Source organism: Tangfeifania diversioriginum (assembly GCF_900141875.1).
GTDB lineage: Bacteria > Bacteroidota > Bacteroidia > Bacteroidales > Prolixibacteraceae > Tangfeifania > Tangfeifania diversioriginum.
The window spans coordinates 17,630-31,953 of record NZ_FQZE01000040.1; the positions used below are offsets into that span (position 1 = coordinate 17,630).

Below are 14,324 nucleotides of genomic sequence, written 5' to 3' on the forward strand. Positions count from 1 at the left end.
CAGAGTTTTCTTTGGACTCTCGCCGTAAAATTTGCTTCAGTACCCAAAAATACGAATCAGTGCTCCTGTTTCAAATCTTCAATCCAACGCAGGATGTTACCAAAATGGGAACCTTTCCAGTAAACCTGTCCGCAATCGCTGCATTGCCAGAATTCATTGTAATACTGTAATGTATCATCCGAAACAAGTTGGTTCAACTCTTTTTTATCGGCTTTTTGCAATTCGCCATTGCAGCTCACACAACGCGAAAACGGACGGAATTTATGATGCAGCTGCAACCGATCAACCACTTCTTTCAACTGTTTTTTCGGATCGTCATTTCGGAGAAAATAGCCATGTTTCACTACATTTTGTTTGAGAATTCCCTTGTCACGTGTGAGGATAATCCGTTTTTCACCGAGTGAAATCCGGATAATTTCATCGTCTTCAAAATCGTTTCGGAACAGCGTGTCGAAACCCAGCAAACGCAACTTTAAGGCGAGTTTTCCCAGATTTACATCCACCACAAACCGCGGGTCGCGCAACGGTTCGGGGCGCAGGCGCTCCACCGGGGAAATATCCAGCGACTCAAAAACCGGGTAAACCGAAATTTTTTCGCCCCCCTGCATTTGGTAATCAAAATCAACCGGTTCACCGTTAACCAAAATCAAATCCACTTCGCCATGCGGAATGCCAATGGCCTGGATTGAATTTTTCACCGAAGGCGTTCCGGTAAACTCAAAAGTGAACTCCTTCTTCCGCACGGGTTCAGGCAAATGGTCGTTCAGTTCTTCGTAAAATCGGAAAACCGATTTCCGCAAAACCGGGGAATGGTTTTTATCTTTCTTTATAAATCGATCTGCTTCCATTTTATTCATATCCAGAATATTCGAAAGATAATAAATGGTCGGCCAAATCCCTAACTATTTTTTTCGTTTCCTGAATACCCGTCCAGCGGTTCGATCCGCTTGACGGGTAAAATAAAGAACAACGATATATTTTCCAACCCTCGGTGTCGCTTGGAGCGACGCCGAAGGTGTTAATTTATTTAAGGTTGATTTGTACATAAAATGTCAAATTTTAATCTCCCCCTTTCAAAAACCTTATTTCAAAATCAACCTCAGTAACCGGGCAAATTCACATGCACCGCAACCTTATTATCTTATTTTTTTAAAAAAATTCTACTTCTGCTTCCGTGAAATTACCCGTCCAGCGGTTCGATCCGCCTGACGGATAGACAACGGGATGTTACATTCCAAACCCTCGGTGTCGCTTGGAGCGACACCGAAGGTAGTTACTTTATTTAAGGTTGATTTGTGCATAAAACATCGAATTTTAAACTCACCTCTCAAAAACATTATTTTTTTAAACTAACCTTAGTAACCGGGCAGTTCACGCACACACGCCAACCTTATTACCTTATTTATAAATTCTACTTCTGCTTCCGCGGAATTACCTCTTCGTGGTTGACTTGGGAAAGTCAACCTCCCACCGGGATAAATCATCCATTTTAAATTATTTCATCTTGCATATTTCGGTTATCTTTGCTATTTATTTAAAAAGTTATGGCAGATAAACCTTATATATTAGTAACAAACGACGACGGAATACATGCCGGCGGGCTTCGGGCGCTGGTAGAAGTGATGCAGTTTTTTGGCGATGTGGTGGTTATTTCATCTGAAGTATCCATGTCGGGCAAAGCCTGCGGAATAACAGTTGACCAGCCACTCAGAGCCACACCCGTTGAAAATATTCACGGCGCGCCAACCTACAAAAGCAACGGCACACCGGTTGACAGCGTGAAGCTTAGCTTTAACAATTTATTCGATCGCACGCCCGATTATGTGGTTTCGGGAATCAACCACGGGGCCAACACGTCCATAAGTGTAATATACAGCGGAACGATGGGAGCAGCCATTGAAGGGAGCCTCCACGGAGTGCCTTCCATCGGTTTTTCGCTCGACGATTTTGCCCCCGATGCCGATTTCTCAAAAGCCAAAATTATTGTAGCAAAAGTTTTTCAAAGCGTGCTCGACAACGGAATTCCGCCTTTTACCTGCCTCAATGTGAATGTCCCAAAAGGCAAACCCAAGGGCATAAAAGTGTGCCGTCAAACGCACGGCAAATGGGTGGAGGAGTTTGAAAAACGGACCGACCCGCACGGCAGGGAATACCACTGGCTGGCCGGGTATTTTAAAAATTTTGAAGAAGAGGCCGCTGAAACCGACATTTATGCCCTGCAAAACAATTACGTTTCGATAGTGCCGGTATCAGTGGATATGACTTGTTATAAAACGCTTGACGAACTTAAAGACTGGACATTTTGATACGCAGCAAAAGAAAGCCAATGGATAAATCCCTCGTGGGATTTTTGGCCGGTTTTTCAGTGCCGGTCATCATTTTTCTGGCGGTCTATCTTTTAGGCGAAAAAGATGTTTCTTTCAGCAAGTATGTTAACAGTCTTTGGCACCTGCAGGCCCTTGTGAAACTGGGAAGTTTGTGCGTTTTTGCCAATCTGCTGGTTTTTATGGGTTTCATAAAAATTAATTACGAACGTGCCGCCCGCGGAGTACTGGGCGCTACCATCATTTACGCCCTGGCAATTTTAATATCAAAAACTTTTTAGCATGAAGTACTATTTGATTGCAGGTGAAGCTTCGGGCGATTTGCACGGTTCAAACCTAATGGCCCAACTCAAAAAAGAGGACCCGGAAGCGCAGTTTCGGTTTTTTGGCGGCGACCTGATGCAAAACGCCGGCGACGAACTGGTTAAACACTACCGCGAGATGGCATTCATGGGTATTGTAAATGTGCTGCTCAACCTGAAAACCATCAACCGCAACCTGAACTTCTGCAAAAAAGATATCCTGCAATTCCGTCCCGATGTGATTATTCTAATCGACTATCCCGGTTTTAACCTGCGCGTTGCCGAATTTGCCAAAAAACACGAAATAAAAGTTTTCTATTATATTTCTCCCAAAGTGTGGGCCTGGAAAGAGTACCGTGTAAAAAAAATCCGGAAGGTTGTGGATGAACTATTTACCATCCTGCCCTTTGAAACTGAATTTTACAAAAAACACGGGATGGATGTGCATTACGTGGGCAACCCGCTGCTCGATTCCGTTGCTTCTTTCAAAAAAAATGCCTTGCCAAAAAATGAATTCCTCACACAGAACAATCTGGATGAAAGGCCGATGGTAGCCTTACTCGCCGGCAGCCGCACGCAGGAAATAAAACGCACTTTGCCCATGATGGTGAAGGTTGCTGAATTATATCCAGAATTTCAGTTTGTGGTAGCGGGCGTGAACAGCATCGACATAAAATTATACCTCCGGTTTTTAAGCAAATCCGGTGTAAAAATCATTTACAACCAAACCTACGATTTGCTCAACAATGCCCACACGGCATTGGTTGCATCAGGAACAGCGGCGCTGGAAACGGCACTGTTCAATGTTCCGCAGACTGTAATTTACAAAGTAGAAGGCGGCTGGCTGGTTGATTTCATTATGCGCAATTTCGTGTTTGACATGGCCGGCGTTTCGCTTCCCAACATTATTATGAACCGCGAAATTGTACGGGAATTTATTCAGGTGAAAATGACACTGAAAAATGTAAAAAACGAAATGCAGAAACTGTTGTTTGATGAGGACTACCGAAACAAAATATTGGATGACTATTCGCGTTTAAAAAACCGGATGGGAGAACCGGGAACATCGCACCGGGCTGCAAAAAAAATGGTTGAATTACTCAAATAAAACTGAAATGTACAGTTTATTCAAAAAGGAAATAAAAACATTTTTCGGCTCGCTGATCGGCTACCTGGCCATTTTGGTCTTCCTGCTGGTAACCGGACTTTTTCTTTGGGTTTTCCCGGGCCAATACAACATTCCTGAAAGCGGTTATGCCACGCTCGAAGGTTTTTTCTCGCTTGCCCCGTGGCTTTATCTTTTTTTGGTTCCCGCCATTACCATGCGCTTTTTTGCCGATGAAAAGCGTACCGGAACCATCGAGATACTGCTCACCCGCCCCATCGGCGATTTCAAACTGGTTTGGGCCAAATTTCTGGCCGGCATGGTGCTGGTTACTTTTTCGCTGCTTCCCACCCTGATCTATTTCCTTTCGGTTTTCTTGCTCGGCAACCCCGTTGGAAGCATCGACACAGGCGCTACCTGGGGTTCGTTTTTCGGCCTTTTCTTCCTGGCTGCCATCTACGTTTCCATCGGAATTTTCGCCTCCTCGCTCACCGATAATCAAATTGTTTCGTTTATCCTGGCCATGGTGTCGTCATTCATTTTTTACCTTGGTTTCGATTTTATCGCCAGTGCCCGTATTCCTTACATCCTCGATGCCCTGTTCTCCTGGATGAGCATCAACAACCACTACATGTCTGTTTCCCGGGGTGTGATCGATTTGCGCGACCTGATTTATTTTACCGGAATGACATTCCTGTTCCTGTGGATAACCATTGGTTTCATCCGAAAAGAAAAATGGAAAAGAAAAAAATTCCGCAATCAATCTATCGTTCTGTTCATTGCTCTTGCGCTGGTATTCTGGGCATCAGGCAGCTTTTTGTACCGAATCGATTTGACATCCGACAACCGCTATTCGCTTTCAGAAGTTAGCATTGCAACGGCACAAAATTTTGAAAATCCGGTAGAAATTGAACTATTCCTTGCCGGTGAACTGGAACCCGGATTGCGAAAACTTCAGCAGGAAGTATTTGAAAAAGCAGCGGTTTTAAACGCCTATTCAACTGCGCCAATTCGTATAAAAGTTACCGCCCCGTATCAGATTTCCAACACTTCGGAACGTGAAGAGTTTATCGAACAACTCACCAGAAAAGGAATAGAACCCACCAGTTTCAGGCAAAGAACCGACCAGGGAGTAAGTTCGCGACTTATTTTCCCGGGGGCGCTGATAAAATACAAAAACCAGGAAAGAGCGGTAAATTTTTTAAAATACAACCCCGATTTTACGCACGAAGCCAACTTCAACCATTCAGTAGAAAGTGTTGAATTTGAAATGGTGAACGCCTTCCAGAAGTTGTTGCGGACGCGCCGCCCGGTTATTGCTTTTCTTGAAGGACAGGGCGAACCGGACCGCTACCAGGTGTATGATTTTGCTTCAGCGCTTACCGAAGATTTTCGTGTCAGGCGCATCACTGCCGACTCGTTAAATGCAGTTCAGCCGCGCCCGGAAATCCTGATTATTGCAGCTCCTACTCAACCGTTTACCGAAGAAGACAAATTCAGAATTGACCAGTACATTATGAATGGTGGCAAAACAATGTGGCTCGTCGATCCGGTGCAGGTAAGCCTCGACAGTTTATCGAAAGGTTACATGACATTTGCTTTTCCGCGCGATTTAAATATTGACGATCAGCTTTTTCGGTATGGCGTTCGCCTTAATTACGAACTGCTGCAGGATGTGGACTGCGCCCGCATTCGGGTAAACACAGCCCCACAGGGAAATGAGCCGCAGTTCACGCTACATCCCTGGTATTACTCACCTTTGCTCACACCAAACGATAACCACCCGCTTAGCCGCAATTTAAACCGGGTTTTTGCCGAATTTGTTTCTTCGGTTGATACCGTTTCCGGCAATAACCATGTTGAAAAAAGCATAATCCTTTCCACATCACCATACGCACGAACAGTGCAGTCACCGTCAACTGTGAGCCTGCAAAACATCGACAATCCGCCCGCCCGTGAGCTATTCAACGAGTCGTTTATTCCCGTTGGAGTTTTGCTTGAGGGTTCTTTTACATCCGTTTTTAAAAACCGGATGACTGAAACGCTGAATATTCAAACCCCGGGAGTGAAGGAACAAAGTGATGAAACAAAAATGGTTGTAATAGCCGATGGCGGTATAATTGCCAACAAAGTGAACCGCTCAACCAATCCGCCACAAATACAGGAACTGGGTTACGACCGGGTTTCGGGCCGTACTTTCGGTAACAAGGAGTTTTTAATGAACGCTGTGTATTACCTGAACGACGAAAACGGAATTATGCAATTACGTAACCGAAGCCAGAAACTCCGGCTGCTCGACAAGGTCAGGTTACGCGAAGAAAAAGCATTCTGGCAATGGCTGAATATCCTGTTGCCATTGGTGGCAGTTGGACTTTTTGGAGTTATTTACAACGTTTTACGCCGCTATCGTTATTCCCGTTCATAAAACGTTAAAAAATGAAAGTTTTGCGGATAGGGAATATTCCATAAAGTTTGTATATTCGTTACTTGGTTTATCCTTATAAATATCTGGTTAATCAGAATTCATTACTATTCGGGATAAAGCCGTTTTTGCAAAAAAAATAAAATAATAACTATAATTTATACGTATGAAATTTGTTGTTTCAAGCACCGATCTATTGAGTCACCTATCAGCTATCAGTAAGGTAATCAGTAGCAAAAGCACCATGCCCATTTTGGATAACTTTTTATTTCAGCTTACCGAAACAGACCTGACCATTACTGCTTCGGATCTGGAATCGACCCTGATTACCAGCATGGAACTCGACAATACCGAAGGAGATGGGACCATCGCAGTTCCTGCCAAATTATTAATTGATACGCTGAAAGAATTTCCGGAACAACCACTCACTTTTCAGGTGAATGACGAAAATTTCGGGATTGAGATTTTTTCAGAAAACGGTAAATTCAGCATTGTGGGGCAAAGTGGTGAAGATTTCCCCGAACTTCCTGAAGTGAAAGAAGAATCAGCAACATCAGTGACGGTTGACCACCGTATTCTGCAAAAAGGAATTGAAAAAACACTGTTTGCCACTGCCGACGATGAATTACGCCCGGTTATGAATGGTATTTTTGTGGAGCTCACTCCCGAAAACATGGGGTTTGTGGCTTCCGATGCCCATAAACTTGTTCGCTACAGGCGTTCCGATGCGGCATCGGAGTTTGAATCTTCATTCATTCTGCCAAAAAAACCAGCCAGCTTGCTCCGCGGACTTCTTCCCAAAGAAGAATTGGACGTAAAACTGGAATTCGACGATAAAAATGCCATTTTCACCCTTTCAAATTTCAAACTGGTATGCCGCCTGGTAGAAGGCAATTATCCCAGCTACAATTCGGTCATTCCGTCCGATAATCCCAATAAAATGATTATCGACCGGCTGGCATTTTACAACACCGTAAAACGTGTATCGGTATTTTCCAACCAGGCCAGTAACCTGGTAAAACTGAGCATAAACGAAAATCAGTTGGTTGTTTCGGCGCAGGATATCGATTTTTCCATTTCGGCAGTGGAACGCCTGAAGTGTGAATACGATGGTGATGAAATTGAAATTGGCTTCAAATCAACCTTCCTTTTGGAAATATTATCCAATATTCCGGCTACCGATGTGCGCATGGAAATGAGCGATCCGTCGCGTGCCGGCCTGCTTTTGCCTGCCGAAACGGAGGAGGAAGAAGAGGATGTGCTGATGCTGCTCATGCCAATGATGATTAATGCATAAAACAAAGTAAATTAAATCGCAAATGTTCCGCCACCGGCGGACGAGGTGTCCCAGAAGCCAGTTACTGATTTTCGGACACCTTCTTTTTAAAATAAAATTCATGCAGTTAAACTTAAAAAATCCGGTCGTATTCCTCGACCTCGAAACCACAGGAATTGATATTGTGAAAGACCGTATTGTTGAAATTGCCTTGCTGAAAATTAAACCCGACGGCACTGAAGAAGAGGTGCTGCACCGCGTGAATCCGGAAAGGCCTATTTCAGCAGAAGCAACACGGATACACGGCATAACAAACGAAGATGTGGCCAGTGAGCCAACTTTTAAAGAAGTGGCCAAAAACCTGGCAAAGTTTCTCGAAGGTTGCGATTTAGCGGGGTTCAACTCCAACAGGTTCGACATTCCACTGCTGGCTGAAGAATTTTTAAGAGCTGATGTGGACATCGATTTCAAAAAACGAAAATTTATTGATGTACAAGCCATTTTCCACAAAATGGAAAAACGCACGCTTGAAGCTGCCTACAAATTTTACTGCAATAAACCACTGATTGGCGCACACAGTGCCCTGGCCGACACCAAGGCAACGTACGAAGTACTGAAAGCGCAGCTCGATACTTACCGCGAAGTGGAATACGAAGATAAAAGGGGCCAAATATCAATGCCCATTGTAAACGATGTGGAAAAACTGAGTGAGTTTTCATCGTACGACCGGAATGTGGATTTTGCAGGCAGAATTGTTCTCAATGAGGACGGCGTTGAGGTATTCAACTTCGGAAAAAATAAAGGAGTTCCTGTGGAAAAAATCCTTGAAGAACAACCCGGCTATTTTGGCTGGATTATGAACAGCGATTTTCCGCTTTATACAAAAAGGGTGCTTACTCAAATTAAGTTGCGGATGATGGAGAAATAAAATGATGGGCTAAAGCCCGATATGTTTATTAGCTCACCTGACCCCCTGGCTTGAAAGCCAGGGTTAGTGGAAACCTGAAGCAGATGATACAAACGAAAACCCCAGCTTTCAAGCTGGGGCCTACGAATGAAGATAACAATTGGGCTTTAGCCCATAATAGAAAGAAATGAAAATAATTTGCATTGGAAGAAATTATGTAGCCCACGCTCAGGAACTGAATAATGATGTACCTGACCAACCGGTATTTTTCATGAAACCCGATTCGGCACTTCTCCGCAACAACGATCCGTTTTATATTCCTGAATGGACCAACGAAGTACATTACGAAATTGAGCTGGTAATCCGCATTAACCGGATTGGCAAAAACATAGAACAACGGTTTGCACATCGTTACTACGACGAAATTGGCCTCGGCATTGATTTTACAGCCCGCGATGTGCAAAAAGAGCTGAAACAAAAAGGGCTGCCCTGGGAAAAAGCAAAGGCATTCGACCAGGCAGCCGCAATCAGCAGTTCATTTCTTCCGGTTTCTGTTTTCCCTGATACTGAATCTATTCGCTTCAGTTTGCAAATTGACGGAAGCATAGTGCAAGACGGCAATTCGGAACTGATGATTTTTGGGTTTGAAGAAATAATTTCACATGTTTCAAAATACATGACCCTTAAAATTGGGGATCTAATCTACACCGGAACCCCGGCAGGTGTTGGGGCAGTAAAAATCGGCGATCACCTCGAAGGATTTCTTGAAAACAAAAAACTGCTTGATTTTAGGATTAAATAATTAAGAATCAACAAAACTATGACAACTTTAACCGAAATCCAACAATTTCTATCCCCCAAAAAAATGGCAATAGCCGGCGTTTCGCGCAACCCGAAAAAATTTGGAGCCACTGTTTTTAAAGAACTGAAAGAAAAAGGATTTGAATTGTATCCTGTAAATCCAAATGCAGATGAAATTCAGGGAGTAAAATGCTATAAATCGGTGGCAGAACTCCCCGGTGATGTGAAGCACCTGTTTATTGTTACACCTAAAAAAAGCACTGAAACTGCTGCTGAAGATGCCATTACAAAAGGAATGGAGATGATTTGGATTCAGCAACAGTCGGACACTCCGGAAGCGGTTGAGGTTATTAAAGCAGCCGGAATACCGCTCATTCATAAAAAATGCATTTTGATGTTTGCCGCCCCGGTGAAAGGCCCGCACAAATTTCACCGTTTTCTGGTAAAAATTGTGGGCATGTACCCAACAACAGTTTCAAAAGCATCATAAAAAAATGGAAATTTACGATTATCAACTGGAAATGCAGGTGCGCGATTACGAGTGCGACTTGCAGGGTATTGTAAACAATTCGGTTTACCAGAATTACCTGGAGCACTGCCGCCACAAATTCCTGGAAAAAATTGGACTTAGTTTCGCGCAGTTGCACAACGACGGCATTGATGCCGTTGTTATCCGTGCCGAACTGAATTACAAGTTTCCCTTGCGCCCGGGCGATGATTTTTTAGTGCAGCTAAAAATGGCCAAACAGGGTCGTTTGCGCATAATTTTCAACCAGCAGGTTATTCGGAAAGCCGACAACCAGCTCATGGTAGATGCCCGGATTACTTCGGTACTTACAAAAAATAGCCGGCCCATTTCGCCGGAGACACTGGAAGAAAAATTCAAAAAAGCAGGGATTGTTCTGAAGCAGGAAGCCCCTCCTCAATCCTAAATTCCTTAACCACCCAATTTTTACTTTTCAGGCCTGATTTAAAGCCTTCATTCATCAGGCGGCCAACACGCATAGGAAGCTGCAAAAGTGCCGGAAAGTTATTTTTATCGTCGGGGGAATTGTAGAATTTCAGGCAGGTATCCAGCTGTTTGGAAAGATAAATGCGACATGCCATTGGCCTGGCCCCATAAGCCATGCAGTAACCATCCTTTAACAGCGGACAAGGAAATTTTGAATTCAAAAGTTTATCTCCGCTTAATTTTTCCAATCTCTTCTGTTTGGCCGCTGCTCTTTTCTTTATTTCGCTTTGTGTTTGTTCATCAAAATTTTGCTGAATAAATTTGTTAAGCGCAAGCAATTCATAATTAAGGGCAAATACCGGCTGATAACAGCACCACGAGCAACCTCTTTTACAATCGACCGATTGATTATTTTCGTTTGCAAATTGCAGGAAGGATTGAATAAACTCATCCATTAAACCATACATTTTTTGAACTGAAATTATCAGATTGTAGCTGACAGCACCGCTTTCAGCAGCGTCTGTTCCCAACCTGAAGCCATCAATAAAAAATTGCTTTTCCAGTTTATTTAAATTTTCTATCATTCAAAATAGAAATTGGTTCATCGATTAATGTTTACACAAATTCCACGGTAAAAACCTTACTAAATTAGCAATAATTGGATATGATTAATGCTGCCGTTCATTTTCCAGCAGGTAGTTGGATGAAGAACCATACAAAGAAAAGCCCCGGACTTTTAAAGCCCGGGGCCAAACAACCTTCAACTACTAACCGATTTTATAACCCAAAAAAAATATGAAGTATAGTTATGAACTCTTACGTTCAATGTTTCTGTTACAAATAAAATGAACCAAACGATACCAGTCTGTAATAAAAGTCACAGAAGCATGTGAAAATCAATAAAGTTTCTCGACAATTCAATTTTTCCCTCATTTTCAAGCTTTTTTAGCAAACGGGAAATTACTTCGCGCGAAGAATTCAGTTGTAATGCCAAATACTGATGTGTTCCGTAAAAAGTTGTTTCACCTGATTTTGAATGGCGGGTTTTGAAAAAATTCACCAATCGCTCGTCGAGTTTCATAAATGCGAGTGTATCAACAGTTTCAATAAGCTCGCGGAAACGCAACTGATACGACTGCATCACAAACTGTTTCCAGGTTTGGTATTTACACATCCACTCATCGAGCAGTGCCACCGGAAGCATTATCACTTCCGTTTCCTCTTCGGCATAAGCCATAATACTGCTTTTCATACTGGCCATGCAGCAGGTTAACGACATGGCGCAAACTTCATTTTCGCGCAAATAGTAAAGCAGCAGTTCGTTGCCTTGTTCACTGGTTCGGGAAATCCGAATCAAGCCTTTTAAAATGAGTGGAAAACTGGAAATAAATTGTCCTTCGCGAAGGAGTGATTCGCCGGCGTGAAATGTTTTTATGACTCCTTTTTCCCGGATTTCATCCAGCAATTCTTTTTCAAGAAAATTATATTGTTTTCGAAAATCTTTCAAAACAAATGGCTAAAACATATCTTTCATTTTCTCGAAGAATGATTTTTCGGATAACGAAGGGCCTTCCTGGAATGCAGGAGAATCCTGGAGTTTTTCGAGCACTTTCTTGTCGTCGTCGCTAAGTTTTTTGGGAATCCAGACATGCACCCTTACCAGCAAATCGCCTTTTCCGTAGCCGTTTACATCGGGCAATCCTTTTCCGCGAAGCCGGAGAATTTTCTCGGGTTGGGTACCCGCTTCAATTTTTACTTTCACTTTACTTTCCACGGTCGGAATTTCAGCGGTGCTCCCCAAAGTAATTTCGGGGAACGACAAAAACAGGTTATAAATAAGATTATTGCCGTCGCGTACAAGTTGAGGATGTTCCTCTTCGGTGATAACAACCAGCAGGTCGCCATTGATCCCGCCCCTGCGGGCAGCATTTCCTTTTCCCGAAACATTCATTTGCATCCCCTCGCCTACTCCGGCAGGAATTTTAACGTTGATAACTTCCTCATCCCGCATTACTCCTTCTCCTGCACAGTGGTTGCATTTGTCGGTAATAATTTGTCCTTCGCCATGACATGTAGGACAAGTGGAAGCGGTTTGCATTTGCCCAAGCAGCGTGTTGGTTACCCGCGTTACCCGGCCTGAGCCGTGGCAGGTTGAGCAGTTGGAATAGGATGAACCGTTTTTGGCTCCGGTACCGTTGCAGTGCTGGCACTGAACGTACTTCTTAACTTTAATCTTTTTCTCTGTTCCGTTGGCAATCTCTTTGAGGGTCAGTTTTACTTTCACCCTCAGGTCGGAGCCACGTGCCACACGCCGTCCACCCTGGCGGCCACCGCCGCCACCAAAACCGCCAAAGCCACCAAAATGGCCGCCAAAAATATCGCCGAATGCGGAGAAAATATCTTCGATATCGGAGAATCCTCCAAAATCGCCGGCACCCCCGGCGCCACCTTTAACTCCTGCATGTCCGAACTGATCGTATCGTTGTTTTTTGTTGGGATCGCGAAGTACTTCATAAGCTTCGGCTGCTTCTTTGAATTTATCCTCCGCCGCTTTATCGCCCGGGTTTTTATCCGGATGGTATTTGAGTGCCTTTTTGCGATAGGCTTTTTTAATTTCTTCTGCTGTTGCGCTTTTACTTATCTCTAGTACTTCGTAATAGTCTCTTTTTGCCATGTTTCAATTTTTTATTCTCCTACTACCACTTTGGCAAACCGGATGACTTTATCGTTCAATGTATATCCTTTCTGAACAACGTCAACAACCTTACCTTTTAATTTTTTTTCAGGAGCCGGAATTTTAGTTAATGCCTCATGATAATCTACATCAAAATCCTGATGCAGGGCATCAATTTCCTTCACATTATGTTGTTTCAAAAAATCTTTAAACTTACTGTAAATGAGCAGTGTTCCCTGTTTTCCGGCATCGTCGTCAGGAATTTCTTTCATGGAGTGAATAGCCCGTTCAAAATCGTCAATCACAGGCAAGATTTCGGAAAGAACTTTTTCTCCACCCGATTTTATGAGGTCGGTTTTTTCTTTAATGGTTCTGCGACGAAAATTATCAAACTCGGCCTGCAATCGCAAATGTTTGTCAGACAACTCATCCAGCTTGGCCTCCAGCTCCTCTGTTTTTTGTTCTTTTTTATCTTTCTTGTTTTTCTTCTTCTCTTCTTTTTGCCGGGGCTCTTCATTATCTTCTTTTACACCCTCATCACCAACTTCTTCAGTTACCTTTTCTTCATTTTCAGCAGCTTGATTTTTTACAGCTTTTTCTTTTTCGGATGTTTTATTCCTATTTTCTTTCGCCATTTTTTTCGGATTTTTTAAGTTGCAACTTGTATTAACAAAAAATTTGCCATGCAAATATAAAAGACAAATTGACACCCAATTTAACCATTGAATGTCAATTTGTGCAACGCAATTAATATTTCAGGAATAAATAACCTGAATCTACTTTTGTAAATCTTTCAGCTTAGCTTCCAGTGCAGGACCTCTTAATTGCCTGGCAACAATAATTCCGTTTTCATCAATTAAGAAATTGGAAGGAATGGAACGCACTCCATAAATTGCAGCATGTTTTGAATTCCAGTATTTCAGGTCGCTGATGTGATAGGGCCATTTGAGGTTATCCTTTTCAATTGCAGCTTCCCAGGCTGATTTGGTGCGATCGAGCGACACACTGAAAATTGTAAAACCATCTCCTCCGTTGAATTCCTTGTCTTTATAGGTATTATAAGCTTTTACCAAAGTTGGATTTTCTCTGCGACAGGGGCCACACCAGGCAGCCCAAAAATCGATAAGCACCAGTTTGCCTTGAGTATCCGAAAGTTTAACTGTTTCTCCGTTGGTATTTTTACCAATCAGTTCAGGAGCTTTGTTGCCAATATTTACTCCCAATTTTTGTTGCGCAAAAGAAATTCCTGTTCCCAGAATAAGAAATGCAATGATGGCTAAAATTTTCTTCATAATGCTTCTGTTTTTTGAATTTTAAATCTTTAATTAAACACAATTTTCAATACTTCGTTAAAAAATTAAGCGGCAATAGTGCCATAATATATAAGTTCATTGACATGGTTTCGATTTTTAGCAGAGTATGCATTAACACCGAACACGTCAATAAATCGTTGCAACAGTAACCTGTTGTGGTTCATGGTTTTAATGTCAGTCATTGAAAAAGGTTTACGTGCCTCTTTTGGTTGGCTCAACCAATGTTCCACTTTAGCAATATTGATTGC

Annotated in this window: 16 protein-coding genes; 9 read left to right on the forward strand and 7 right to left on the reverse strand. The window is 42.8% G+C overall.

Annotated elements, in window-relative coordinates; genetic code table 11:
• Positions 1-56 precede the first annotated feature (56 nt).
• Positions 57-857 carry a Mut7-C RNAse domain-containing protein gene (locus BUC07_RS18340; protein WP_217652736.1) on the reverse strand — a complete coding sequence of 267 codons (801 nt, stop codon included), beginning with the start codon at positions 855-857 and terminating at the stop codon, positions 57-59.
• A 687-nt stretch (positions 858-1,544) separates the two neighbouring features.
• On the opposite strand from BUC07_RS18340, the gene surE reads away from it, so the two are divergent.
• The 9 genes from surE (at position 1,545) to BUC07_RS18385 (ending at position 10,069) form a co-directional block, all read left to right on the forward strand.
• Complete coding sequence (gene surE / locus BUC07_RS18345) at positions 1,545-2,306, forward strand: 5'/3'-nucleotidase SurE (RefSeq protein WP_073173269.1); 762 nt, start codon at positions 1,545-1,547, stop codon at positions 2,304-2,306.
• Between the two features lie 20 nt (positions 2,307-2,326).
• The gene (locus BUC07_RS18350; RefSeq protein ID WP_073173273.1) at positions 2,327-2,605 is read left to right on the forward strand and encodes a hypothetical protein; all 279 of its coding nucleotides are present in this window, start codon (positions 2,327-2,329) and stop codon (positions 2,603-2,605) included.
• Position 2,606: 1 nt separating this feature from the next.
• Positions 2,607-3,734 carry a lipid-A-disaccharide synthase gene (gene lpxB, locus BUC07_RS18355; RefSeq protein ID WP_073173276.1) on the forward strand — a complete coding sequence of 376 codons (1,128 nt, stop codon included), beginning with the start codon at positions 2,607-2,609 and terminating at the stop codon, positions 3,732-3,734.
• Between the two features lie 7 nt (positions 3,735-3,741).
• Positions 3,742-6,156: a gliding motility-associated ABC transporter substrate-binding protein GldG gene (gene gldG, locus BUC07_RS18360; protein WP_073173279.1), complete on the forward strand. Its 2,415-nt coding sequence runs from the start codon at positions 3,742-3,744 to the stop codon at positions 6,154-6,156.
• A 163-nt stretch (positions 6,157-6,319) separates the two neighbouring features.
• Positions 6,320-7,450 carry a DNA polymerase III subunit beta gene (gene dnaN / locus BUC07_RS18365; protein WP_073173283.1) on the forward strand — a complete coding sequence of 377 codons (1,131 nt, stop codon included), beginning with the start codon at positions 6,320-6,322 and terminating at the stop codon, positions 7,448-7,450.
• A 100-nt stretch (positions 7,451-7,550) separates the two neighbouring features.
• The gene (locus tag BUC07_RS18370; RefSeq protein WP_073173286.1) at positions 7,551-8,357 is read left to right on the forward strand and encodes a 3'-5' exonuclease; all 807 of its coding nucleotides are present in this window, start codon (positions 7,551-7,553) and stop codon (positions 8,355-8,357) included.
• A gap of 166 nt (positions 8,358-8,523) precedes the next feature.
• On the forward strand, positions 8,524-9,138 hold the full coding sequence (locus BUC07_RS18375) for a fumarylacetoacetate hydrolase family protein (RefSeq protein WP_073173289.1): 615 nt from the start codon (positions 8,524-8,526) through the stop codon (positions 9,136-9,138).
• A gap of 63 nt (positions 9,139-9,201) precedes the next feature.
• On the forward strand, positions 9,202-9,627 hold the full coding sequence (locus BUC07_RS18380; protein ID WP_175552570.1) for a CoA-binding protein: 426 nt from the start codon (positions 9,202-9,204) through the stop codon (positions 9,625-9,627).
• 4 nt (positions 9,628-9,631) lie between these two features.
• Positions 9,632-10,069 (forward strand): acyl-CoA thioesterase, encoded by a 438-nt coding sequence (locus BUC07_RS18385; protein ID WP_073173295.1) that lies wholly within the window; start codon positions 9,632-9,634, stop codon positions 10,067-10,069.
• On the opposite strand, the gene BUC07_RS18390 is transcribed toward BUC07_RS18385, so the two are convergent.
• The 6 genes from BUC07_RS18390 to BUC07_RS21160 all read right to left on the reverse strand — a co-directional run.
• Positions 10,020-10,673, reverse strand: a complete 654-nt coding sequence (locus BUC07_RS18390; RefSeq protein WP_073173298.1) for a YkgJ family cysteine cluster protein — start codon at positions 10,671-10,673, stop codon at positions 10,020-10,022. The two genes, BUC07_RS18385 and BUC07_RS18390, sit on opposite strands and share 50 nt — an antisense overlap.
• A 293-nt stretch (positions 10,674-10,966) precedes the next feature.
• Complete coding sequence (locus BUC07_RS18395) at positions 10,967-11,596, reverse strand: Crp/Fnr family transcriptional regulator (protein ID WP_073173301.1); 630 nt, start codon at positions 11,594-11,596, stop codon at positions 10,967-10,969.
• A 9-nt stretch (positions 11,597-11,605) separates the two neighbouring features.
• A complete protein-coding gene (gene dnaJ / locus BUC07_RS18400; RefSeq protein ID WP_073173305.1) occupies positions 11,606-12,763 on the reverse strand; it encodes a molecular chaperone DnaJ in 1,158 nt (385 codons plus the stop codon).
• 11 nt (positions 12,764-12,774) lie between these two features.
• Entirely contained in the window at positions 12,775-13,398 is a 624-nt protein-coding gene (locus tag BUC07_RS18405) for a nucleotide exchange factor GrpE (protein WP_073173327.1), read from the reverse strand.
• A 141-nt stretch (positions 13,399-13,539) separates the two neighbouring features.
• On the reverse strand, positions 13,540-14,055 hold the full coding sequence (locus BUC07_RS18410; RefSeq protein WP_073173308.1) for a peroxiredoxin family protein: 516 nt from the start codon (positions 14,053-14,055) through the stop codon (positions 13,540-13,542).
• 65 nt (positions 14,056-14,120) lie between these two features.
• A partial coding sequence (locus BUC07_RS21160; RefSeq protein WP_217652614.1) for a hypothetical protein occupies positions 14,121-14,324 on the reverse strand: 204 nt, incomplete at its 5' end.